The sequence below is a fragment of the Paludibacterium yongneupense DSM 18731 genome (assembly GCF_000422925.1).
Lineage (GTDB): Bacteria > Pseudomonadota > Gammaproteobacteria > Burkholderiales > Chromobacteriaceae > Paludibacterium > Paludibacterium yongneupense.
Genome location: NZ_AUGZ01000004.1, coordinates 339,847 through 362,453, shown reverse-complemented (window position 1 = coordinate 362,453; position 22,607 = coordinate 339,847). Strand labels below are relative to the sequence as shown.

The 22,607-nt window shown below is 62.2% G+C and carries 20 protein-coding genes and 2 tRNA genes; 9 read left to right on the top strand and 13 right to left on the bottom strand.

Annotated elements, in window-relative coordinates; translation table 11 throughout:
* Nucleotides 1-438 precede the first annotated feature (438 nt).
* A complete protein-coding gene (locus G520_RS0101775; protein ID WP_028534174.1) occupies nucleotides 439-945 on the top strand; it encodes a hypothetical protein in 507 nt (168 codons plus the stop codon).
* A 763-nt stretch (nucleotides 946-1,708) separates the two neighbouring features.
* Here G520_RS0101775 and G520_RS0101770 read toward each other — a convergent pair.
* The 10 genes from G520_RS0101770 to G520_RS0101725 form a co-directional block, all read right to left on the bottom strand.
* Nucleotides 1,709-1,785, bottom strand: a tRNA-Pro gene (locus G520_RS0101770).
* 27 nt (nucleotides 1,786-1,812) lie between these two features.
* On the bottom strand, nucleotides 1,813-2,169 hold the full coding sequence (locus G520_RS0101765; protein ID WP_028534173.1) for a MerR family transcriptional regulator: 357 nt from the start codon (nucleotides 2,167-2,169) through the stop codon (nucleotides 1,813-1,815).
* Complete coding sequence (locus tag G520_RS0101760; protein WP_028534172.1) at nucleotides 2,150-2,452, bottom strand: integration host factor subunit alpha; 303 nt, start codon at nucleotides 2,450-2,452, stop codon at nucleotides 2,150-2,152. Before G520_RS0101760 ends, G520_RS0101765 begins: the two co-directional genes overlap by 20 nt.
* 83 nt (nucleotides 2,453-2,535) lie before the next feature.
* Complete coding sequence (gene pheT / locus G520_RS0101755; RefSeq protein ID WP_028534171.1) at nucleotides 2,536-4,896, bottom strand: phenylalanine--tRNA ligase subunit beta; 2,361 nt, start codon at nucleotides 4,894-4,896, stop codon at nucleotides 2,536-2,538.
* A 20-nt stretch (nucleotides 4,897-4,916) separates the two neighbouring features.
* Entirely contained in the window at nucleotides 4,917-5,900 is a 984-nt protein-coding gene (pheS, locus tag G520_RS0101750; protein ID WP_028534170.1) for a phenylalanine--tRNA ligase subunit alpha, read from the bottom strand.
* 154 nt (nucleotides 5,901-6,054) lie between these two features.
* On the bottom strand, nucleotides 6,055-6,414 hold the full coding sequence (gene rplT / locus G520_RS0101745; RefSeq protein ID WP_028534169.1) for a 50S ribosomal protein L20: 360 nt from the start codon (nucleotides 6,412-6,414) through the stop codon (nucleotides 6,055-6,057).
* A gap of 11 nt (nucleotides 6,415-6,425) precedes the next feature.
* A complete protein-coding gene (rpmI, locus tag G520_RS0101740) occupies nucleotides 6,426-6,623 on the bottom strand; it encodes a 50S ribosomal protein L35 (protein WP_028534168.1) in 198 nt (65 codons plus the stop codon).
* Nucleotides 6,624-6,774: 151 nt separating this feature from the next.
* The gene (gene infC, locus G520_RS0101735) at nucleotides 6,775-7,293 is read right to left on the bottom strand and encodes a translation initiation factor IF-3 (RefSeq protein WP_084637408.1); all 519 of its coding nucleotides are present in this window, start codon (nucleotides 7,291-7,293) and stop codon (nucleotides 6,775-6,777) included.
* Between the two features lie 42 nt (nucleotides 7,294-7,335).
* Nucleotides 7,336-9,237: a threonine--tRNA ligase gene (thrS, locus tag G520_RS0101730; protein WP_028534166.1), complete on the bottom strand. Its 1,902-nt coding sequence runs from the start codon at nucleotides 9,235-9,237 to the stop codon at nucleotides 7,336-7,338.
* Nucleotides 9,238-9,406: 169 nt separating this feature from the next.
* Nucleotides 9,407-9,483 (bottom strand) — tRNA-Val (locus G520_RS0101725).
* A 124-nt stretch (nucleotides 9,484-9,607) separates the two neighbouring features.
* On the opposite strand from G520_RS0101725, the gene tgt reads away from it, so the two are divergent.
* The 7 genes from tgt (at nucleotide 9,608) to miaA (ending at nucleotide 17,588) form a co-directional block, all read left to right on the top strand.
* Nucleotides 9,608-10,723, top strand: a complete 1,116-nt coding sequence (gene tgt / locus G520_RS0101720; protein WP_028534165.1) for a tRNA guanosine(34) transglycosylase Tgt — start codon at nucleotides 9,608-9,610, stop codon at nucleotides 10,721-10,723.
* A gap of 139 nt (nucleotides 10,724-10,862) precedes the next feature.
* Entirely contained in the window at nucleotides 10,863-11,189 is a 327-nt protein-coding gene (gene yajC, locus G520_RS0101715) for a preprotein translocase subunit YajC (RefSeq protein WP_028534164.1), read from the top strand.
* A 73-nt stretch (nucleotides 11,190-11,262) separates the two neighbouring features.
* Nucleotides 11,263-13,083, top strand: coding sequence for a protein translocase subunit SecD (secD, locus tag G520_RS0101710; protein ID WP_028534163.1), 1,821 nt, complete (start codon nucleotides 11,263-11,265; stop codon nucleotides 13,081-13,083).
* A 12-nt stretch (nucleotides 13,084-13,095) separates the two neighbouring features.
* Nucleotides 13,096-14,031 carry a protein translocase subunit SecF gene (secF, locus tag G520_RS0101705; protein ID WP_028534162.1) on the top strand — a complete coding sequence of 312 codons (936 nt, stop codon included), beginning with the start codon at nucleotides 13,096-13,098 and terminating at the stop codon, nucleotides 14,029-14,031.
* A 69-nt stretch (nucleotides 14,032-14,100) separates the two neighbouring features.
* Entirely contained in the window at nucleotides 14,101-14,742 is a 642-nt protein-coding gene (locus tag G520_RS0101700) for a DedA family protein (protein ID WP_211222738.1), read from the top strand.
* Nucleotides 14,739-16,577 (top strand): DNA mismatch repair endonuclease MutL, encoded by a 1,839-nt coding sequence (mutL, locus tag G520_RS0101695; protein WP_028534160.1) that lies wholly within the window; start codon nucleotides 14,739-14,741, stop codon nucleotides 16,575-16,577. Before G520_RS0101700 ends, mutL begins: the two co-directional genes overlap by 4 nt.
* A 33-nt stretch (nucleotides 16,578-16,610) precedes the next feature.
* Nucleotides 16,611-17,588, top strand: a complete 978-nt coding sequence (gene miaA / locus G520_RS0101690; protein WP_028534159.1) for a tRNA (adenosine(37)-N6)-dimethylallyltransferase MiaA — start codon at nucleotides 16,611-16,613, stop codon at nucleotides 17,586-17,588.
* 89 nt (nucleotides 17,589-17,677) lie between these two features.
* Here miaA and G520_RS0101685 read toward each other — a convergent pair whose 3' ends face one another.
* The 3 genes from G520_RS0101685 to G520_RS0101675 all read right to left on the bottom strand — a co-directional run bounded on the left by G520_RS0101685 (nucleotide 17,678) and on the right by G520_RS0101675 (nucleotide 20,599).
* Complete coding sequence (locus tag G520_RS0101685; protein ID WP_028534158.1) at nucleotides 17,678-18,025, bottom strand: RidA family protein; 348 nt, start codon at nucleotides 18,023-18,025, stop codon at nucleotides 17,678-17,680.
* 16 nt (nucleotides 18,026-18,041) lie between these two features.
* On the bottom strand, nucleotides 18,042-19,184 hold the full coding sequence (locus G520_RS0101680) for a trans-sulfuration enzyme family protein (RefSeq protein ID WP_028534157.1): 1,143 nt from the start codon (nucleotides 19,182-19,184) through the stop codon (nucleotides 18,042-18,044).
* A 221-nt stretch (nucleotides 19,185-19,405) separates the two neighbouring features.
* Nucleotides 19,406-20,599: a DesA family fatty acid desaturase gene (locus G520_RS0101675; protein ID WP_028534156.1), complete on the bottom strand. Its 1,194-nt coding sequence runs from the start codon at nucleotides 20,597-20,599 to the stop codon at nucleotides 19,406-19,408.
* Nucleotides 20,600-20,774: 175 nt separating this feature from the next.
* Here G520_RS0101675 and G520_RS0101670 point away from each other — a divergent pair, with 175 nt between their 5' ends.
* Nucleotides 20,775-22,364 (top strand): YdgA family protein, encoded by a 1,590-nt coding sequence (locus G520_RS0101670; protein ID WP_028534155.1) that lies wholly within the window; start codon nucleotides 20,775-20,777, stop codon nucleotides 22,362-22,364.
* Nucleotides 22,365-22,607 lie beyond the last annotated feature (243 nt).

Sequence of the window (22,607 nt, the reverse complement as noted above, 5' to 3'; positions counted from 1 at the left end):
TGGCGACAGCCATTTTCATCCCGCGCCGAAACATGCTCTGCAAGTCGCAGGCACGTATTCCGGGAGCGGCCCTTTCGGACCGCCCCGGTGATTGCCTGAACCAGGGATTTTTCCTCGCACAGCGATTTCATCCGTCAGTTTCGCAGACACGTCTCCATGAGCCCGGGGACTGGCGCTCGCGCGACATGCCACCGTCGACGGGCCTGTATCGGGCCTTCCGCTACCCGCCGCAGCGTACGCAATGCCATGTCCGCGTTCGCGGCGGATGAACGAGACAAGCAACAGACTGACGCGCAGAGCAGACTCGGGAACAGGCCCTTGCAGCAACAGACCCGATTAAACTTAATACTGGCTTAAGCATATCTGTCTAGTATGTATGATGACTGTAAAATAAACGGTCCCCGCTCGATTCCAGGCATACTCACAAGGACAGCAGATATGGCGGACAAGACAACGTTTTCGATCGACCTCTCCCCGGTTAAAATCGGTTTGGCGCTCGTATTTTTGACACTACTGATGAATATCGGGCTTGGTGCCCTGTTCGGCATGAATGAGGATTTGTTCCAGAACTACATCCATAGCGGCATCGCCGCCCACCCGGCCCTGTTCACCAATCCAGACAAGGATCAGGATGTAATCTGGCGCTGGGTTCAGCGCGCCCACTTCCATGCGGGCGGTATTGGCGCCTTCACGCTCGGCCTGGTCATCCTGACCGCGATCAGCAAGCTCAGCGAGCGCCGCAAACAAATCACGGCGGCCCTGCTCGGACTGTCCATCTTCTACCCGCTGGCCTGGTTCGCCATGTTCCTGTACGCCCCGTCGGTCGGCAGAAGCGCCGCCCATCACATGCCCGTGGTCGAGCTGTTCACCGATATCGGCGTCGGCACCCTGTGCCTGGGCCTGCTGTCGCTGATTACCGGCATCTTCCTCCCGTCCAGGGACTAAGCGCTGATGGCGGGCTGCGAGGCCCGCCGCTCCTCCGCCCCGCAAGACGGCTTCATGCCGGCTTCCGCGACATGCAGGAAACCATTGCCCGGGGCGACACGCCTGACGACGTTCTGTCGAAGGCATTCAGCCCCCTGCCTGCACCGTCCAATCCCTCCGCTGGCGAGCGCCCGCTCGACCTCCCGCCCAAGCTGCCGCCAGGGTCCTGCTGCCCAACGAAATGATCACTCTGGGTGTCGGCAGCAGCGAACGAACTCGGCGCACGGGAACGGCGAAGCGGGAATTTCAGCGCATCGCGATGCCTGGCACATGCCACCGGGATCGATACGCTTTCCGCGACTCTGCGCGCCCCCCCGGGCAGCGGCTTGAACTGCAGCTGGCGAACGGGACAGGCGGCACGGCAACTTGCTTGCAAGAACGAAGCGGCTGCGAGCGGGACCCGGGTTTTGCCGAACGTCGAGCGTACAAACCGATGCATGCGTTCGGGCATCGCCGGCGCACTGTCGGCGCACAGCTTGAGGATTCTTTGAGCGGGACACACGTCGAGCAGCGTCACAACACACGGCTCTGCCCTGGCGATTGGCCATTTGATCGAAATGGCGGACTGGCTACTGGAAACGGACACGCGGCAGTTGGCAGCGCCGACCATCCTGAGGCGGAAAACAGCATGATGCGAGGAAGAAAACTCGCACACGCGAATTTCAGGCAACAAAAAAGCCCAGCGGCAACTGAGCTTGAATGCTTGATTCGATTGTCTCGTTAATGGTCGGGGTGAAAGGATTCGAACCTTCGACCCCTTGCACCCCATGCAAGTGCGCTACCAGACTGCGCCACACCCCGACTCGAGAGGAAAACAGTATAGCGCGCTTACTCTTGTTTGCCAATCCCGGAATTCAAAAATTCAAGAATCGCTTCGAGCTCGGCGCGCACCGCCTGCGCGGTCAGCGGCGCTTCGGCCTCGCCGCCTGCACCCAGGCGCTGGCGGGCGCCCTGGATGGTAAAACCGTCGTCGTAAAGCAAGCCGCGAATGCGGCGCACCAGCAGCACCTCGTGGTGCTGGTAGTAGCGCCGGTTGCCGCGCCGCTTGACCTGGCGCAGCTGAGCGAACTCCTGCTCCCAGTATCGCAACACATGAGGCTTGACCCCGGTCAGCACGCTCACTTCACCGATCGTGAAGTAGCGCTTGGCCGGAATAGCCGGCAATTCACCCTCGATTGTTGGCATGATGCAGCTCGACCATTCCCTTGAGTTTCTGGCTTGCATGGAACGTTACCACACGACGGGCGGTGATTGGAATCTCCTCCCCGGTCTTGGGGTTGCGCCCGGGCCGCTGCGGCTTGTCGCGCAACTGGAAATTGCCGAAACCGGACAATTTCACGCTATCGCCAGCTTCCAGCGCGATACGGATCTCTTCGAAAAACGCCTCGACCATGTCCTTGGCTTCGCGCTTGTTCAGTCCGACCTTGTCAAACAACATGTCGGCCAATTCCGCTTTGGTCAAAGTCATGCCACCCCCTAGAACTCGATATATACATATTAGTAACAGCAACAGCCCGCGCTCGCGCGCGGGCCGCCCTTGGAATCACGCCCTTACAGACGCAGACGCGCGCCATGCCCGGCGGCGACGGCATCCAGCAGCCCACGCACCGCCGCTTCCACGTCGTCGTCGGTCAGGGTGCGGGTCGCATCTTGCAGCGTCACGCGGAAAGCCAGGCTCTTCTTGCCTTCGTCCACGCCGCGGCCACGGTAAACGTCGAACAGCGAAACATCGCTGACGATGGGGCTGGCGGCGGCGGCGAACGTCGCCAGCAGGCTGCCGGCCTCCACCGCCTCATCGACCACCAGCGCCAGGTCGCGGCGTGCGGCCTGGAACTTGCTGACCGGTCGTGCCGACACGCGCTCGACCGCGTCCAGCGCCGCAAGATCCAGTTCAAACACGACCGGTGCCGATGGCAGGTCATAGGACTGGACCCAGCGCGGGTGCAACTCGCCGATCACGCCGACCTTCACTCCGTCGATGCGGACTTCGGCACAGCGCCCCGGGTGCAAGGCGGGATGTGCACTGCGCACGAATTCGGGGCGGCGCGGCGCGAACAGCGCCTCGACGTCGGCTTTGACATCGTAGAAATCGACCCGCTCGCTCTTGATGCCCCACTGCTCCGGCGCGCGCGCGCCCCAGGCCAGGCCGCCGAGTTTCTCCGGTTGCGCAATGGCGCCATCATGCTTGACGAATATGCGCGCGAGTTCGAACAAGCGCACTCGCGCTTGCTTGCGGTTGATATTGGCCACCAGAACATCGACCAACCCGCCTATCAGTGTCGAGCGCATCACGCTCATCTGCGACGCGATCGGGTTGATCAGCCGAACCGGATCGGTGTTGGCCGCAAAATCACGTTCCCAGGCTTCGTCGACGAAGGCATAGTTGATGACTTCCTGATAATCGCGCGCGACAACCTTGCGCCGCAACACGGCACGCGGCTGGGTATCCTGCGGCAGTTCCAGCATGGACATGCGCGAAGCGGATACCCGGTCGGGAATCGCATCGTAGCCATAGACGCGCGCCACCTCCTCGACCAGATCCGCTTCGATTTCGATATCGAAACGGAAAGACGGCGCGCGAACGGCAAACGCATCGCCATCGCGCTGAACCGGCAGGCCAAGTCGACCGAGAATCGCGGCGATGGCATCGTCGGACAGGTCGGTGCCGATCAGTCGGTTGACGCGTGCCGGACGCACGCGCACGACATCGCGTTGCGGCAACGTGCCCAGGGCTTCGCTCACCGGACCGGCTTCGCCGCCGCAGATTTCCAGAATCAGCGCCGTCGCCCGTTCGGATGCCGCGCGTTGCAATTCGAAATCGACGCCGCGTTCGTAGCGGAACGAAGAGTCGGAGCCGAAGCCCAGTACGCGCGAGCGACCGGCGATGGCCTCGGGGGCGAAGAAGGCGCTCTCGAGGAAAATATCGCGACTGGCCGGGGTCACGCTGCTTGGCTCGCCCCCCATCACGCCGGCAATGGCCAGCGCGCGGCTATCGTCGGCGATGACCATGAAACCGGGGTCCAGGCGCACGGTTTTATCGTTCAGGCAAGCGAGTTCCTCGCCATCGCGCGCCATACGCACGGTGATGCCGCCGTCGAGACGGGACAGGTCGAACGCATGCAGCGGCTGCCCGAGTTCGAGCAGCACATAATTGGTGACGTCGACGACGGCCGATACCGAGCGCAGGCCCGAACGCTCGAGGCGGCGGCGCATCCAGGCCGGGGTCGGCGCCGAAGCGTCGATATTTCGGATCACGCGCCCGAGGTAACGCCCGCAGCGCGCAGGCTCGGCTATCGTCACGGCGACGGTCTCATCGTGTGACGGCGCAACGGCCGGGATCGCGACTTCGGTCAGCGGGGACGAGGTCAGCGCCGCGACTTCGCGCGCGATACCGCGGATGGACAAGCAGTCGGCGCGGTTCGGTGTGATCTTGAGCGTGAACAGGACATCGTCCAGACCCAGATAATCGCGGATGGAGGTCCCGACCGGGGCATCGGATGGCAGGACGAGCAGCCCGTCGACATCGTCGGGCACACCCAGCTCCTTGCCGGAGCACAGCATGCCATTGGATTCGACACCGCGCATCTTGGTCGGTTTGATCTTGAAGTCGCCAGGCAGCTCGGCCCCCGGCAGCGCACAAGGCACTTTCAGGCCTACGGCAACATTGGGGGCGCCGCATACGATCTGAACCAGCTCGCCGCCGCCGACATTCACGCGCGTCACGCGCAGGCGATCCGCGTTTTCATGCGGCACGACTTCGACCACCTCGGCCACCACCACACCGCTGAACGCCGGTGCGGCGGCCGTCGTTTCTTCGACCTCCAGCCCGGCCATGGTCAGCAAATAGGACAGTTGTTCGCTTTTGAGCGACGGGTCGACCCAGCTACGCAGCCATTGTTCGGAAAATTGCATTGTCTAGCCTCCGCCCGCGATCAATTGAATTGTTTGAGGAAATTGAGATCGTTCTCGAAGAACAGACGCAAGTCGTTGACCCCGTAGCGCAGCATGGCGAAGCGATCCAGGCCGATGCCGAAGGCAAAGCCCGTGTAGCGCTCGGGATCGATATTGACGTTCTGCAGGACGTTCGGGTGCACCATGCCGCAACCGCCGACTTCGAGCCAGCCACGGTCGCCGAGCACATCGATTTCGGCCGATGGTTCGGTGAACGGAAAAAAGGACGGGCGGAAGCGCACCTGCAGGTCGTCACGTTCGAAGAAACGACGCAGGAAGTCGGTCATCACGCCCTTGAGATCGGCCAGGCTGACGCCCTCTTCCACCCACAAGCCTTCCATCTGATGGAACATCGGCGAGTGGGTCGCATCCGAGTCGACGCGATAGACGCGCCCAGGGGCGATGATCTTGACCGGCGCGCCGTGCGTCAGCATATGGCGCACCTGGATAGGGGAAGTGTGCGTGCGCAATACGTCCCCCCCTTCGACATAGAAGGTATCCTGCATCGCGCGCGCAGGATGGTCGGCCGGCATGTTGAGGGCCTGGAAGTTGTGGAAATCGTCTTCGATTTCCGGGCCGTCGGCCACGGCGAAGCCCATGCTGGCGAACAAGGCACTGATGCGCTCCAGCGTCAGGGTCACCGGGTGCAGACCGCCGGCGGATGTGCCGCGTCCAGGCAGGGTGACGTCGAGCGCTTCGGCCGCGAGCTGTTGCTCCAGCTTCTGCGCATTGATGGCGTCGCGGCGCGCATTATGGCTCGCTTCGAAAGCCTGCTTGGCCTGATTGATGATGGCGCCGGTGCTCTTGCGCTCTTCCGGCGCAAGCGTGCCCAGCTGTTTCAGCAAGCCGGTCAACTCACCGCTCTTGCCGAGAAAACGGGCTTTCACCTGTTCGAGTTCCACCAGGTCGGTGACCGCGTCCAGTGCGGTCAGACCCGAGGCGAGAATTGCGTCGACATTCGTCATATGTCTCACACCCTATGGGTAAGAAGGCTGGCCGCACCGCTTGCGGTCTGGTCAGTCATCTCGGTCGGACGGGATTATGGCAATAAAAAAAGGGGAGGCAGCTACCCCCCCTTGCAGCGAGGGGGCAAAGCCCCCTCTCATGATCGTTCAACGATCAGGCAGCGAGGCCAGCCTTCGCCAGTTCGACGATCTGGGCAAAAGCCGCCTTGTCGAAAACGGCCAGATCGGCCAGGACCTTGCGGTCGATTTCGATGGCGGCCTTCTTCAGACCATTCATGAACTTGCTGTAAGGCAGGCCGCAAGAACGCGCACCGGCGTTGATACGAGCGATCCACAGTTGGCGGAACTGACGCTTTTTCTGACGACGGTCACGATAAGCGTACTGTCCAGCCTTCATCACCGCCTGTTTGGCGACGCGATATACGTTCTTGCGGCGACCGCGGTAGCCCTTGGCCAGGGCGAGGATTTTTTTGTGACGGGCACGAGCGGTCACACCGCGTTTAACACGAGGCATAGTCTAACTCCTTAAGCGTAGGGCAACATTGCGCGAACAGAGGCCATATTGGTCGCGTGTACCATGGTGGTACCGCGCAACTGGCGCTTGCTCTTGGTGGTCTTCTTGGTCAGGATGTGACGCTTGAACGCCATGGAGCGTTTGACACCACCATTACCCAGCACTTTGAGGCGTTTTTTCGCACTCGATTTGGTTTTCATTTTCGGCATGGAAAACTCCTGCAGAATTTTTTAGATTCGGTGTAGGGTGGCTCGAGAGCACTTCAAAACCGCTACACCACGCTTTTAAGCACCGTGCTTCCACGGCACAAAATCAACACGGCAGGTCACCCTGCCGTGCCAAACCGCTGATTATACCTGATTATTTCTTTTTCGGGGAAATCATCATCACCATCTGACGGCCTTCCAGGCGCGGAAACTGCTCGACCACGCCCACTTCGACCAGATCGGCCTCGACACGCTTGAGCAGCGTCAAGCCGATTTCCTGGTGCGCCATTTCACGTCCGCGGAAACGCAGCGTGATCTTGGCCTTGTCGCCATCGCTCAGGAAACGGATCAAGTTGCGTAACTTGACCTGGTAGTCGCCCTCGTCGGTGCCGGGTCGGAATTTGATTTCCTTGACCTGAATCTGCTTCTGCTTCTGCTTCGCCTCATGACGTTTCTTGGCTTGTTCGTACTTGAACTTGCCGTAGTCCATGAGCTTGCACACCGGGGGCTGTGCGGTCGGGGAAATTTCCACCAGATCGACATCGCTTTCTTCGGCAAGCGCCATTGCCTCGCGCAACCCGACGATGCCGAGCTGCTCCCCTTCCAAACCTACCAGGCGGAGTTCACGGGCGGTAATCTCGCCATTGATCCGCGCTTCGCGTTCCTGAGCTATAGCTAAATCTCCTGTTTCACATTCATCAAATCCGTCGCTGCATCACGCCGCCGGCAATTCCGACTGCAGACGCGCCAACAGCGCATCCATCGTGAGCTGCCCGAGGTCTTCCCCGCGGGCGCGTACGGCCACCAACCCATCCGCTTTTTCCTTGTCGCCCACGATGATCTGATAGGGCAACTTCTGCAAGCTGTGTTCGCGAATTTTATAGCCGATCTTTTCGTTTCTCAAGTCGACTTCCACGCGGAAACCGGCTTTACGGAACGTATCCGCCACGGCAGCGGCGTAATCGGCCTGCCCTTCGGTAATGTTCATCACAACCATCTGCACCGGCGCCAGCCACAATGGGAAAGCGCCTGCGTGATGCTCGATCAGAATACCGATGAAACGTTCGAACGACCCCAGGATCGCACGGTGCAGCATGACCGGACGACTGCGGCCATTATCCTCGGTGACGTACTCGGCACCCAGGCGCTCCGGCAACACAAAATCGAGTTGCAAGGTACCGCACTGCCACGAACGACCCAGCGCATCCTTGATATGATACTCGACCTTGGGGCCGTAGAAGGCACCTTCGCCCGGCAATTCTTCCCACTCGACGCCACAGGCGGACAATGCGTGACGCAAGCCGTCCTCCGCCTTGTCCCAGACTTCATCGCTACCGGCCCGCTTTTCCGGACGCAGCGAGAGCTTCACCGCCACCTGCTCGAAGCCGAAATGGCGATAGATTCCCATCGTCAGCTCGTTGAACGCGCGCGCCTCGGAGATGATCTGATCTTCGGTGCAGAAGATATGCGCATCGTCCTGCACAAAACCGCGCACGCGCATGATGCCGTGCAAGGCGCCGGACGGTTCGTTGCGATGGCAAATGCCGAATTCGGCCAGACGCAGAGGCAGGTCGCGATACGAACGCAGCCCCTGATTGAAGACCAGCACATGCCCGGGGCAGCTCATCGGCTTCACGGCGTAATCGCGCTTCTCCGACTCGGTCGTGAACATCGCATCGCGATAGTTGTCCCAGTGGCCGGACTTTTCCCATAGCGCACGATCCATGACCTGCGGCGTGCGGATTTCCTGATAGCCGGCGGCAGTCAGTGTGCGGCGCAGCCATTGCTCGATGTTCTGCCACAGCTGCCAGCCCTTCGGGTGCCAGAAAGCCATACCCGGCGCTTCATCCTGCAGGTGAAACAGGTCGAGCACACGTCCCAGACGGCGATGATCGCGTTTTTCCGCCTCTTCGAGCATGAACAGATGCTGCTCGAGATCTTCTTTCTTGGCCCAGGCCGTTCCGTAGATGCGCTGGAGCATTTCGTTCCGGGAGTCGCCACGCCAGTAGGCGCCGGCCAGCTTCATCAGCTTGAACACCTTGAGCTTGCCGGTGGACGGCACGTGCGGCCCGCGGCACAGATCGGTGAAATCGCCCTCGCGGTACAACGACAGGACTTCGCCGGCCGGAATCGACTCGATGATTTCGGCCTTGTACGCCTCGCCGATGGAACGGAAATAGGCGATCGCCTCATCGCGCGGCATCTCCAGGCGCTCGACGGGGATATCCTTACGCGCAAGTTCGGTCATTTTCTTTTCGATCGCGACCAAATCTTCCGGCGTAAACGGGCGCTTGTAGCTGAAGTCGTAATAGAAGCCATTTTCGATCGACGGCCCGATGGTGACTTGCGCATCCGGGTACAAGGTCTTGACGGCGTAGGCCAGCAAGTGCGCGCTGGAATGGCGAATGACCTCCAGACCGTCCGCATCGCGGTCGGTCACGATGGCCAGCTCGGCGTCGCGATCGATCACGAAGGACGTATCCACCAGCTTGCCATCGACGCGACCGGCCAGCGCGGCGCGCGCCAGGCCGGTTCCGATGGAAGCAGCGACTTCGTGAACCGATACCGGTTTGTCGAAGGAACGGATTGAACCGTCGGGCAGGCGAATGTCGGGCATATCATCTCCAGCACATTGAGACCGCGGCGCGCAGGCACGCAATCGGAAATAGGCAAAAAAAAAGTGCGGCCCGAGCCGCACTTTTTTCAATGGAACACCGAGTGGCTCGACTAGCGCGAGAAACCGGTAGTAGTAGTTCGAGACATAACGCTGCTCCATATGGTAATTCTGGTAGGCACGATTGGATTCGAACCAACGACCCCCACCATGTCAAGGTGGTGCTCTAACCAACTGAGCTACGTGCCTAACGAGAGGCACATAGTATATCCCCGAGACCGTTTTGGCAAGCTTTTTTCGTACAAAGCAGCGCCGACCCCGGCCATCGGTTATACTAGCCCCCTGATTTTGTTCGCACATTCACTTATATATAATGCTGAAGTTTACCGTTCACAAGACGTCCGGCGGAGCCCGACGCGGCACACTGGAACTGAATCACGGCACCGTGGAGACCCCGGTGTTCCAGCCGGTGGGCACCTACGGTTCCGTCAAGGCAATGAGCCCGCTCGAACTCAACGAGATCGGCGCGCAGATCATTCTCGGCAACACCTTCCACCTGTGGCTGCGCCCGGGACTGGAAGTGATCGAGTCCTTTGGCGGATTGCACCAGTTCATCGGCTGGGACAAGCCGATCCTGACCGATTCAGGCGGATTCCAGGTATTCAGCCTCGGCGACCTGCGCAAGCTGACCGAGGAAGGCTGCGCCTTCCAGAGCCCGGTCAACGGCGACCGCTGCTTCCTGTCGCCCGAAGTTTCGATGAAGATACAGCGCGTGCTCAACTCCGACATCGTCATGATTTTTGACGAATGCACGCCATTCCCGGCCGATCACAAAACCGCGGGCGAATCGATGCGCATGAGCCTGCGCTGGGCCGAACGGTCGCGTAGCGCGTTCAACGACCTGAATAATCCCAATGCCCTGTTCGGCATCGTTCAAGGTTCGATGTACGAGGACCTGCGTGCGGAGTCCTTGCGCGAGCTGATGCAGATCGGTTTCGACGGCATCGCCATCGGCGGGCTGTCGGTGGGCGAACCCAAGGCGGAAATGGAACGCATGCTCGGCGTGATGCAGCCGATGCTGCCGCCCGAGTTGCCGCACTATCTGATGGGGGTCGGCACGCCGGAGGACCTCGTCTACGGCGTAGCCCACGGCATCGACATGTTCGACTGCGTGATGCCGACCCGAAACGCACGCAACGGCTGGCTGTTCACGCAATGGGGCGACATCAAGATAAAGAACGCGCGCCACAAGAGCGACCACCGCCCGCTGGATGAAAACTGCGAGTGCTATACCTGCCGTCATTTCAGCCGCGCCTACCTGCATCATCTGCACCGCGTCGGCGAGATCCTGGGCGCACGCCTGAACACCATCCATAACCTGCATTATTATCAGCAACTGATGGCCGAGATCCGCGCGTCCATCGAACAGGACCGCTTCGACGATTTTCGCCGCGAATTTGCCGTACGCAGGGCAAGGGGAACGTTGTAAGCTGGCGCACCCGCTCCATCCGTCGCGGAACGCTTTGCGTCGCGGCGGGTCTGATTCACGCGGCACGGTTGGAAAAGCCACCCGTGGTGGCTACAATGTCCGGTTTGGACTAACCACGATAACGATTGGGAGTTACACGATGTTGTTCATTTCCCCCGCTTACGCAGCAGGCCCCGCCACTCCGGGCGGCTTCGACGTGATGAGCCTGCTGCCTATGGTGGTCATTTTCGCCCTGTTCTGGTTCCTTCTGGTTCGTCCGCAACAGAAGCGCCAGAAAGAGACCCAGAAAATGCTGAGCGAGCTGGCCAAGGGCGACGAAGTTGTCACCCAGGGCGGCATCGTCGGCCGCGTGGCAAAATTGCACGAGCAGTATCTGACGCTGGAAATCGCCGATGGCATGGAAATTCATGTTCAGCGCAGCGCCGTGACCGGCAAGCTGGAAAAGGGCACCCTCAAGTCCCTGTAACCCGGCCGGGGTCGCCAGCGGACACCGTCGGTGTCGGCTGGCGACGTGTTTTTCCCTACCCTGAAACTCACTCATGAACCGCTACCCACTCTGGAAGTACATCGTAATCGTGGTGGCACTCGTCCTGGCGACGATTTATACGCTGCCCAACTTTTACGGCGAAACTCCGGCCGTGCAGGTGTCCACCTCGCGCCAGTCCATCACCATCGACACCGGTGTGATGGGACGCGTCGAGCATGCCCTTAAAGCACAGGGCCTGACACCCGATGGTCTGATCCTCGACGGAAACAGCCTCAAAGTCCGCTTCCACGACCCGGAAACCCAAATCAAGGCGCGCGACGCCATCCAGCACGAGCTGGGCGACAACTACATCATCGCGCTCAACCTGCTGACCGCTTCACCCGACTGGCTGACTCACCTCAAGGCCTACCCGATGTTCCTCGGCCTCGATTTGCGCGGCGGCGTGCACTTCCTGCTGGAAGTCGACATGAAAGCGGCGCTCGACAAGACCATGGAGCGCTACGCCGGCGATCTGCGCCGCGAGCTCAAGAACAAGCAAGTCCGCTACGGCGCAATCAAGCGTAGCGGCAACGCACTGGAAATCCAGCTGCGCGACGCCGATACGCTCAAGAGCGCGGCGGATGTGGTAAACAAGACCGCTCCGGTCCTCACGCAGAACAGCGACGACAGCAACTTCCGCCTGACGCTCACGCTCAAGCCGGAAGAAATCACGCGCATCCAGAACGATGCCGTAAAACAGAACATCACCACCTTGCACAACCGTGTCAACGAACTCGGCGTCGCCGAACCGGTCATCCAGCAGTCCGGCCCCGACCGTATCGTGGTCGAGCTGCCAGGCGTGCAGGACACGGCCAAGGCCAAGGACATCCTCGGCCGCACCGCCACGCTGGAAGTTCGCATGGTCGAAGACGATCCGGCCAAGGTACAGGATGCGCTCGGCGGCAATGTCCCGGCCGGCTACGAACTGCTCGACGATGCGAGCAACCGCGGCCGTAGCGACAAGATACTGGTGCGGCGCGATGTCGAGCTGACCGGCGACAATATCAACGACGCCCAGCCCGGCTTCGACGAGAACGGCGGCCCGTCGGTCAACATCAACCTCGACTCGACCGGAGCCGCGATCTTCCGTCAGGTCACCGCCGAGAATATCGGCAAGCGCATGGCGATGATCCTGGTTGAAAAAGGCCGTACCGAAGTGGTCACCGCTCCGGTGATCCGCTCCGAAATCGGCGGCGGTCGCGTCCAGATTTCCGGCAGCATGAATCCGGCCGAAGCCAACGACACGGCCCTGCTGCTGCGCGCGGGCTCGCTGGCCGCGCCGATGAACATCGTGGAAGAACGCACGGTCGGCCCGAGCCTGGGCAAGGAAAACATCGCCAAGGGCTTCCACTCGACGTTGTGGGGCTTTGCCGCCATCGCCGTGTTCATGTTGATCTACTACCGTGTGTTCGGCGTCATTTCGGCGCTGTCGCTCGGCGTCAACCTGTTCATGCTGGTCGCCTTGCTGTCGATGATGCAAGCGACGCTGACCCTGCCCGGTATCGCCGCCATCGCGCTGACGCTGGGCATGGCCATCGACTCGAACGTTCTGATCAATGAACGGGTTCGCGAGGAACTGCGCAACGGCGTGCCACCGCAGACGGCGATCCAGCTCGGCTACGACCACGCCTGGGCCACCATCCTCGACTCCAACATCACCACGCTGATCGCCGGCCTCGCGCTGCTGATCTTCGGTTCCGGCCCGGTGCGCGGCTTCGCCGTCGTTCACTGCCTGGGTATCATGACCTCGATGTTCTCGGCGGTTCTGGTGTCTCGCGGCCTGGTCAACCTGTGGTACGGCCGACGTCGCCGTGTGGCTTCGCTGTCGGTTTAAGGGGAAAACGTCATGGAATTCTTCAGGATCAAAAAAGACATCCCCTTCATGAGCTATGGTCGGATCACGACGGCGATTTCGCTGCTGACCTTCCTGCTGGCAGTGTTCTGCCTGTTCTACAAGGGGCTCAACTATAGCGTCGAGTTTACCGGCGGCACGGTGCTGGAAGTTCAGTACGCGTCGGCTGCCAATCTCGGCGACGTGCGCGCACGGGTCGAAAAGCTGGGCGTGGGCGACACCACCATCCAGAACCTGGGCACCGCGCGCGACGTGATGATACGCCTGCAGACGCGCAAGGATCGTTCCTCGGCACAGCTGTCCAACGCGGTGATGGCCGCCTTGCAGGCAGGCGGCCAATCCGTCGAACTGCGCAAGGTCGACTTCGTCGGCCCGCAGGTCGGCGAAGAACTGGTGCAGCATGGTCTGGTTGCGATCATCGTGGTCTGCCTCGGCATCATGCTTTACCTGGCGATGCGGTTCGAATGGCGGTTTGCCGTATCGGCCATCATCGCCAACATGCATGATGTGGTGATCATTCTCGGCTGCTTCGCCTTCTTCCAGTGGGAATTCTCGCTGACGGTGCTGGCCGGCGTTCTCGCCGTGCTCGGCTACTCGGTCAACGAGTCGGTGGTGGTCTTCGACCGGATCCGCGAAAACTTCCGCAAGCCGGCGATGCGCACCCACACCGTGCACGAGATCATCGACAATGCCATCACCTCGACCATGAGCCGTACCATCATCACCCACGGTTGCACCGAGACCATGGTCATGTCGATGCTGGTGTTCGGCGGCCCGGCACTGCACGGTTTCGCCACCGCACTGACCATCGGCATCCTGTTCGGTATCTACTCGTCGGTTCTGGTGGCGAGCCCGATCGTGATGTGGCTCGGCGTCTCGCGCGAGAACCTGGTCAAACCGCCGAAACCCAAGCAAGAAGCGGTCGTCTGACTCCCGGCGCGGCGGCGCCTGCGCCGCCGCGTCTCCCCTGCCCCCTACCGGTACGCTACGCCCATGGAAATCCTGTCCTATCTGATCGACTTCGTGCTTCACATCGACCACCACCTCACTCTGCTGGTCGCGATGTACGGACCGTGGATCTATCTGGTCCTGTTCGCCATCGTGTTCTGCGAAACCGGCCTGATCGTGACCCCTTTCCTGCCCGGCGACTCTCTGCTGTTCGTCGCCGGCACGCTGGCCGCCACCGGCCACATGAATATCCATCTGCTCGCCGGCGCACTGATGATCGCAGCCCTGTCGGGCGACAACCTGAACTACCTGGTCGGACGCACACTGGGCATGCGCCTGTTCGCCCGCCCCGACTCGCGGATTTTCCGTCGCAGCTACCTTGAGCGCACCCATGCCTTCTATGCCAAGCATGGCGGCAAGACGGTGATCCTGGCGCGCTTCGTCCCCATCGTCCGCACTTTCGCCCCCTTCGTCGCCGGTATCGGCAAGATGCGCTACGCGCGCTTCTTCTCGTTCAGCCTGTGCGGCAGCGTGCTCTGGGTCGGGCTGTTCTGCTATGCGGGCTTCCTGTTCGGCAACCTGCCCTTCATTCGCAAGAATCTCGAACTCCTGATCATCGCCATCATCCTGGTGTCCTTCCTGCCGGGCATGATCGAAATCTGGCGCCACAAGCGGGCGCGTTCGGCATCATGAGCCGCATCCGCAAGCTCCCCGACCACCTGGTCAACCAGATCGCCGCCGGTGAGGTGGTCGAACGTCCGGCCTCGGCGCTGAAGGAAATCCTCGAGAACAGTCTGGATGCCGGGGCCGATAAAATCAGCGTCGACCTCGCCCAGGGCGGCATCAAGTTGATCCGCGTCACCGACAACGGCGCAGGCATCGCCGGGGCCGATCTGCCGCTGGCCCTCGATCGCCACGCGACCAGCAAGATCGGTTCACTCGACGAACTCGAACATGTCGCCACGCTAGGCTTTCGCGGCGAAGGCCTGGCCAGCATCGCCTCGGTTTCGCGCCTGACACTGACCAGCCGCCAGCAGGAGGATGCCCATGCGCAGCAGATCGTCGCCATAGACGGCACCCTGCACCCGGTCGAGCCGGCCGCGCATGCGCCGGGCACCACGGTAGAAGTCGTCGACATCTACTTCAACACCCCGGCGCGTCGCAAATTCCTGAAGTCGGAAGCGACCGAGTACGCCCATTGCGCGGCCACCTTCGAGCGCATCGCGCTTGCCCACCCGCAAGTCGAGTTCACCTTGCGGCATAACGGCAAGGTGGTGTGGCGACTCCCGGGCCAGGATCTGGCTGCGCGCGTCGGCGCCCTGCTCGGCCGCGATTTTGTCGAGGCGGCACTGCCGCTGGAGAGCGTCGCCGCCGGCCTGGAACTGACCGGTTTCGTCGCCAGCCCCACCTACTCCAAGGCCAGCCGCGAAACCCAGTATTTCTACGTCAACGGCCGCTTCGTGCGCGACAAGACCGCGCAACATGCGCTGCGCCAGGCCTATCGCGACGTGCTGCACCACGACCGCCACCCGGCCTACGCCCTGTTCTTGCGCCTCGACCCGGCCGGCGTCGACGTCAACGTCCACCCGACCAAGACCGAGGTGCGCTTTCGCGAATCGCAAGGCATACACCAGTTTCTGTTTCACAGCATCAACAAGGTTCTGGCTGCCACACGCGCCGGCGCCATGCCCGCCGTCGCGCTGGACGAAGCGCCGGCAACCGCCTCCGACCGGCTGCCGTTTGCAGCGGCCGACAACGCCGCGCCTCGCTCCGCCGCGCCGGCCCCGGCACGCCCTTACCAGCAGCAACGCATGCCGCTGCAGGCGGCGCACGACGGTGGGGCGCTCTATGCACGTCTGTTCGAAGGCGTACGCGAGGACGAGGCGGCCCGCGCCGCCGCGCCGCGCACGATCCTGCCCGTCGCGGCAGGCGAAACGCCGGATCTGCCGCCGCTCGGTTTCGCTCTCGCGCAGCTGCATGGCGTCTATATCCTGTCCCAGGGGGCCGATGGCCTGATCCTGGTCGATATGCACGCCGCACACGAGCGCATCGTGTATGAAAGACTGAAAGACGCGATCGACCACGACGCGATGCCGACCCAGGCTTTGCTGCTTCCGGTCGCCTTTGCCGCCGACCGCTTCGAGGCCGCGACCGTGCAAGAGCACGGCACCGAGCTGCAGCGACTCGGGCTGGAGCTCGCGCTCCTCTCGCCGACACAGATCGCCGTGCGTGCGGTGCCGCTATGGTTGAAGGACGGCAATGCCGTCGAGCTCGCACGCGCCGTACTGAACGATGTGCGCGAAGTCGGGCTCACCCGCGCCCTGACCGAACGCCGCAACGAACTGCTCGCCACCATGGCCTGCCATGGCGCGGTCCGCGCCAACCGCCAGCTGACGCTGCCGGAAATGAACGCGCTATTGCGCGACATGGAAGCCACCGAGCGTTCAGGACAATGCAATCATGGCCGTCCGACCTGGACCCGGCTGTCGATGCAGGACCTGGACAATCTGTTCATGCGCGGCCGCTGACGCAGCCGCCCCGCCGTAGAGACCCCCATTCCCATGCCCACCCCACCCCGCGTCATTCTGTTGATGGGCCCGACCGCCAGCGGCAAGACCGGCCTGGCGCTCGAAATCGCGCGCCGTTTCCCTTGCGAAATCGTCAGCGTCGACTCGGCGCTCGTCTATCGCGGCATGGACATCGGCACCGCCAAGCCCAGCGCAGCCGAACAAGCACTCTGCCCGCATCATCTGATCGACATCATCGACCCGCCGGACGCCTACTCCGCCGCGCAATTCCACGCCGATGCCAACCGCCTGATCGCCACCATCAATGCACGCGGCAAGCATGCCCTTCTGGTCGGCGGGACCATGATGTATTTCAAGGCGCTGCGCGATGGACTGTCCGCCTTACCGCAGGCCGACGCGGGCTTGCGCGCCGAAATCGACCGTGAAGCCGCGATTCTCGGCTGGCCTGCGCTGCACGCACGCCTTGCAGCGCTCGACCCCGTCACCGCCGCCCGCCTTGAACCCAACGATGCCCAGCGCATTCAGCGCGCACTGGAGGTATGCCTGCTCGCGGCGGCGCCGATGTCGCAGCTGTTGGAGCGCGGCCGCGAGCAGGCCGCCGTTTTCGATGCGCTGTCGCTCGCGCTGGTGCCGGCCGAGCGTAGCTGGCTGCATGCGCGCATCGCAGAACGCTTCAGCCAGATGCTGGAACAGGGCTTTCTGGATGAGGTCGCGCGTTTGCGCGAACGCTGGCCGACGCTGTCGCTGCAACTGCCGTCCATGCGCTGCGTCGGCTACCGCCAGGCCTGGGAGTTTCAGGACGGCGACTACGACCATGCGACCTTCGTCGGCAAGGGCATCGCTGCCACGCGGCAGCTGGCCAAACGCCAGCTGACCTGGATCCGCGGCATGGACACGCTGACGCTGGCGGCCGAGGCGCCCGACATGACATCCGCCGCACTGAGCGCCGTTGCCAGCCATATCGAAGGCCGTCCACTGCCAGATACGCTCGCTTACCGCGGCGCTTACTGAGACGCGGCGGCACCCCTCGCCCCCATCGCTGCCGACGGCAGCATGCAAAACGGCCCCGCAGGGCCGTTTTGCATGCCTACGCCACGCTCTCAGCGCGCGGCGATGATCTTGATTTCTATCTTCCAGGCCGGATCGGCGAGACGCGCCTGGACCGTCGCCCGGGCAGGCGCCTGCCCGGGCGCCACCCACGCATCCCAGGCCTCGTTCATCGCATCGTAATCGGCCAGATCGGCCAAAAAGAGGGTCGCATCGACGATGCGCGTCTTGTCCGACCCCAGCGCGGCCAGCGTGCGGTCTATCTGGGCCAGCACGTCGGCGGTCTGCGCACGGGCATCGGCCTCCGTATTCTCCGGCACCTGGCCCGCCAGAAAGATAAGACCGTTGACCACGACGGCCTCCGACAAGCGCGCCCCCGGCAAATGACGATACAGACTCATGCGTGTCCTTCCTCTCTCACAGGGCGTTATCCAGATCGGCGATCAGCGCTTCCACGCCTTCAATACCGACCGACAGGCGGATCAGTGTGTCGCTGACGCCGAGTTCGGCCCGGCGCTCCGGCGACACCGACGCGTGTGTCATCGCCGCCGGCAGGCAGGCCAGACTTTCCACGCCCCCCAGGCTTTCCGCCAGAATAAACAGCTTCAGGGCATTGAGAAAGCGGCGCGAAGTCCCTTCGTCGCCCTTGAGATAGAACGACACAACGCCGCCGAAACCCTGCATCTGCCGACGCGCCAGCTCATGCTGGGGGTGGCTGGGCAAGCCCGGGTACAGCACGCGCTCGACGGCAGGGTGCGTTTCCAGCCATTGCGCGACAGCCAGCGCATTGGCGCAATGCCGCTCCATGCGCAAGGCCAGCGTGCGCAGTCCGCGCCACACCAGAAAGCTTGGCAAGGGATCGAGCACGGCACCGGTCGCGTTATGCAGAAACGCGAGCTGCTCGGCCAGCTCCGGGCGTTCGCGCGACACCACCGCCACGCCGGCCACGACATCGGAGTGTCCGTTCAGATATTTGGTCGCCGAGTGCACCACGATATCGAAACCGAAAGCCAGCGGACGCTGAATCAGGGGCGTGGCGAAGGTGTTGTCGACCACGGACAGCAGCCCGCGGCGCTTGGCCACTGCCGCCACCGCCGCCAGATCGACCAGGCGGTTGAGCGGATTGGAGGGGGTTTCTATCCAGATCATACGCGTCTGCGGGCCGATCGCCGCTTCCAGCGCCGACAGGTCCTGGCTATCGACATAGCTGACCGTCAGCCCGGCACTGATTCCGCGCACGCGCTCAAACAGGCGGAAGGTACCGCCGTACAGATCGTCGACCGCGACCACATGGCTGTTGACCGGCAACAGGTCGAGCACGGTGGCGATAGCGGCCAGTCCCGACGGAAAGGCATAACCCTGCATCCCGTCTTCGAGTTGCGCCACCGCCAGCTCAAGCGCCTGACGCGTCGGATTCTGCGAGCGCGAATATTCAAAGCCGGTATGCTCGCCCGGACCGTACTGCTCATAGGTCGAAGTGGCATAGATCGGAGGGATTACCGCGCCGAATACATCCTTATGCCGACCTGACGTCACCGCCAGGGTATCAAAATCAATCATTCACGCTTTCCTCGGTTTCCGGTCTTCTGCACGGGCAAAACCACCGACGGCCCCGGCTGGGGCCGGACGCACGCTGCCCGTCATCGTTGCGACAAGGTACAACATTAGAAAAAGACTATACAACAGATTTTTTATCTTATTTGGTTATATCTGAAAGGAATGCGATACGGGGCGGCAAAGCGGAGGGAGGACGGTGCCTCCCTCGCGACGGGCGGACGGACTCAGGCCAGGGCGGCCTGCCGTAGTTGAACCGAAAAACGCTGCAGGGCGGAGATGCCGCTGGCCTCGGCGCGCAGGCACCAGGCCTGCAGTTCGTGCAACAGCTGCTCGCGCGTAAGCGACGAACGCTCCCACAAGCGCGACAGTTCCTGGCGCATCGAGTAGACGGTGGCCAGCACCTGGCTGTGGGCGAGCAGGCGTTCTAGCTGCTCGCGCTCGCACTCGGGCGTGTCCTTGGCTTCCTGCTTCAGCCAGACTTTCATCTTGTGCGCGAGATCGGAGCCGAACTCGGCCGAACCGGCGGCATGGCGCCGCAGCAGGGCCAATTCTTCGTGGCATACGCTTTTAAGTTCGCGCGCATAACGGGCGGCGATTGCGTAGCGGTTGGCGACGATGGCTTGCAGCTGCTCGATTCCGGGCTGGTGACGGGCGAGATCCAGCCCCAATCGCGGCGCAACCTTGCGCACGCGCGCGAGACGCATGATTTCCAGCAGACGGATGTACATCCAGCCGATGTCGAACTCGAACCACTTGTATGACAGGCGCGCCGACGCGCCGAAGGTGTGGTGGTTGTTGTGCAGTTCTTCGCCGCCGATGAGAATGCCCCACGGCACGATATTGGTCGCCGCATCCTCGTTTTCGAAGTTGCGGTAGCCCCAGAAGTGGCCGATGCCATTGATCACGCCCGCCGCGAACAGCGGAATCCAGATCATCTGCACGCCCCAGATCAGAAACCCGACCGGTCCGAACAGGACAACATCGATCATCATCATCAGGATCACGCCCACGCCGCTGCCAGGCGTATAGACATGCCGCTCCAGCCAGTCGTCAGGGGTACCGTGGCCGAATTTCTCCATGATGCTGCGATCCTTGCACGCCTCGCGGTAGAGCTCGGCCCCCGACCACAGCACGGCCTTCAAACCGCGGACCTGCGGGCTGTGCGGATCTTCTGCCGTTTCGCAGCGCGCATGGTGCTTGCGGTGTATGGACGCCCACTCACGGGTGATCATGCCGGTCGTCAGCCACAGCCAGAAGCGGAAGAAATGGCTGGGTACGGGGTGCAGATCGAGCGCGCGATGCGCCTGGTGCCGATGCAGGTAAATCGTCACGGCCGCGATGGTGACATGGGTCAGCCCCAGGGTCACCGCAACATAGCCCCACCAGGGCAAATCGAAGACTCCGTCGAGCCAGGGCATCAGGTGCACACCTCTTCAATAAAATGTAAACCTAAGTGTATATAAATATGCCCGCCACCGCCAGCCTTCCGGCTGGCGGCGCGCAAATTTGCCCTGCGCACGCGTCTGCCGCTACCCAGCTCTCCTACATGGTGTAACATAAGCCCTGATTTTCACCCTTTGCAGAAAAGACGCTGTGTTGCAAAAACAACGCCTGATCATCGCCGCCGCCATTGCCGGCGGTCTTTTCGCGCTCTATGGCGGAGCGGCGTTCTGGGCCGGCCTCAAGGCCCAGGACACTCTTGAAGAACAGCACAGGCTGCTGGCCGGCCTGCCGATCTTCAAGGTCAAGTCCCACAGCTACAACCGCGGATGGTTCTCCAGCACGGAAACGACCGAGCTGGTTTTCAACCGCCGCCTGTTCGCGCCCTATGAAGGCATGCTGCCGGACAACCTGCGCCCGCTGCTCGCGTCGACGATCCGCTATACCAATACGGTCAAACACGGCCCCTTCCCCGGACTCGGTCATTTCGACCTGCGCCCGGCCAGCGCCGAGGTGACCACGCGCTTCGACATGAGCGAGGGCACGCGCCAGACGCTGTCGCGCTTTTTCGGCGACAAGGAACCGATCACCGTCATCAACCGCCTCGGCTTCAGCGGCGGCGGCGTGCTGACGGTCAGCGTTCCGTCCTTCGACTACGAAGAAACCCTGTCCGGCGTCAAGATGAAGTGGAAAGGGTTCGATCTCAAGGTCGACTACAAGCGCGGCTACAAGGAATACAAATCGGAAGCCGTTTCTCCCGGCTTCCTGCTCGAGGCGGCGTCCAAGGGCAGCCTGATGTTCGACAATGTGCACTACCTGTCCGATGTGCGCCCCGGCAATACCGGCGTCAAGCTCGGCACCAGCGAACTGACGGTCGGCAACGTCCAGCTCAACTGGAAGGATAGCGTTCCCTACAGCATCAAGCTCAACGAACTGGTGTTTCTGCTGACCCGCGTCCGGGTCGGCGAGTTCATCAATCCATCCGGCGAATTCAAACCGTCCAACGTCACGCTCAAGGGCCTGCACTACCAGATCGTGACCAGCGAACAGGATGAATTCATCAATTCGCGCGGCAAACTCGACTTCGATACCTTCGGCTTCAACGACAGCCTGTATGGCCCGATGCGGCTTGATGTCTCGGCCAATCACCTGCACGGCCCGACCCTGATGCGGCTCGACAGCGAGATAGGCAAGATTCCGTTCGAGGGCGTCGATCCGGCCGGACTGCGCAAGCAATACATCGCCGTCCTCAAGCAGTATGTCGTGCCCTTGCTGGTCAACAATCCGCGCCTGGTCATCAACGATTTCTTCCTGCACCTGCCGGATGGCGATGCCACGCTGCGCGGTTCGCTCGGGCTGCAGGGCTTCCAGCCGGAAGACATGCGCGACCCGCTCGCTTTCCTCAAGCGCGTCGAGGCCAGCGCGCGCGTGGCCCTGCCGCGGCAGACGCTGGAAAACCTGGTGGTCGCCCAGGCGCGCAACCTGTTCACCGTGGATCAGACGGCAGAAGATCAGCCCAATCTGAAAGAGATAGACGAACTGGCGCGCAATCTGCTCGACAGCCAGCTCGCGCAGTGGAGCGATCAGGGCTATATCAAGGACGAGCATAATCAGCTGTCGTCCGAACTGGAATTCCGCAACGGCGAGCTGAAGATCAGCCACAAGAAAGTGGCCTTGCCGTGGGAAGAAAAGGACGACCCGGAAGGCCCGGACGCGTCGCAGGCGGTGGCAAAAAAGAAGTAGCCACGCCCGTCCCCGGGGTGGAACACGAAGCCGGCGCTCAGCGCCGGCTTTTTTGCGGCACGCGGATGGGGCGGTCAGCCGACAGCAGCGCCCCGGTCGTGGCCGCCGCCTGCTTGCTGGAGGGTATTTTACTCATGGGCAGCGGCATGAACACGATGCCGCCGTTTGCCGCGCCGCGGGCTAACGGCGGCGCCCCTGCCATTGCGCAGGAGGCGCATTGGTCCTGACAGGCGTGGCGATGAT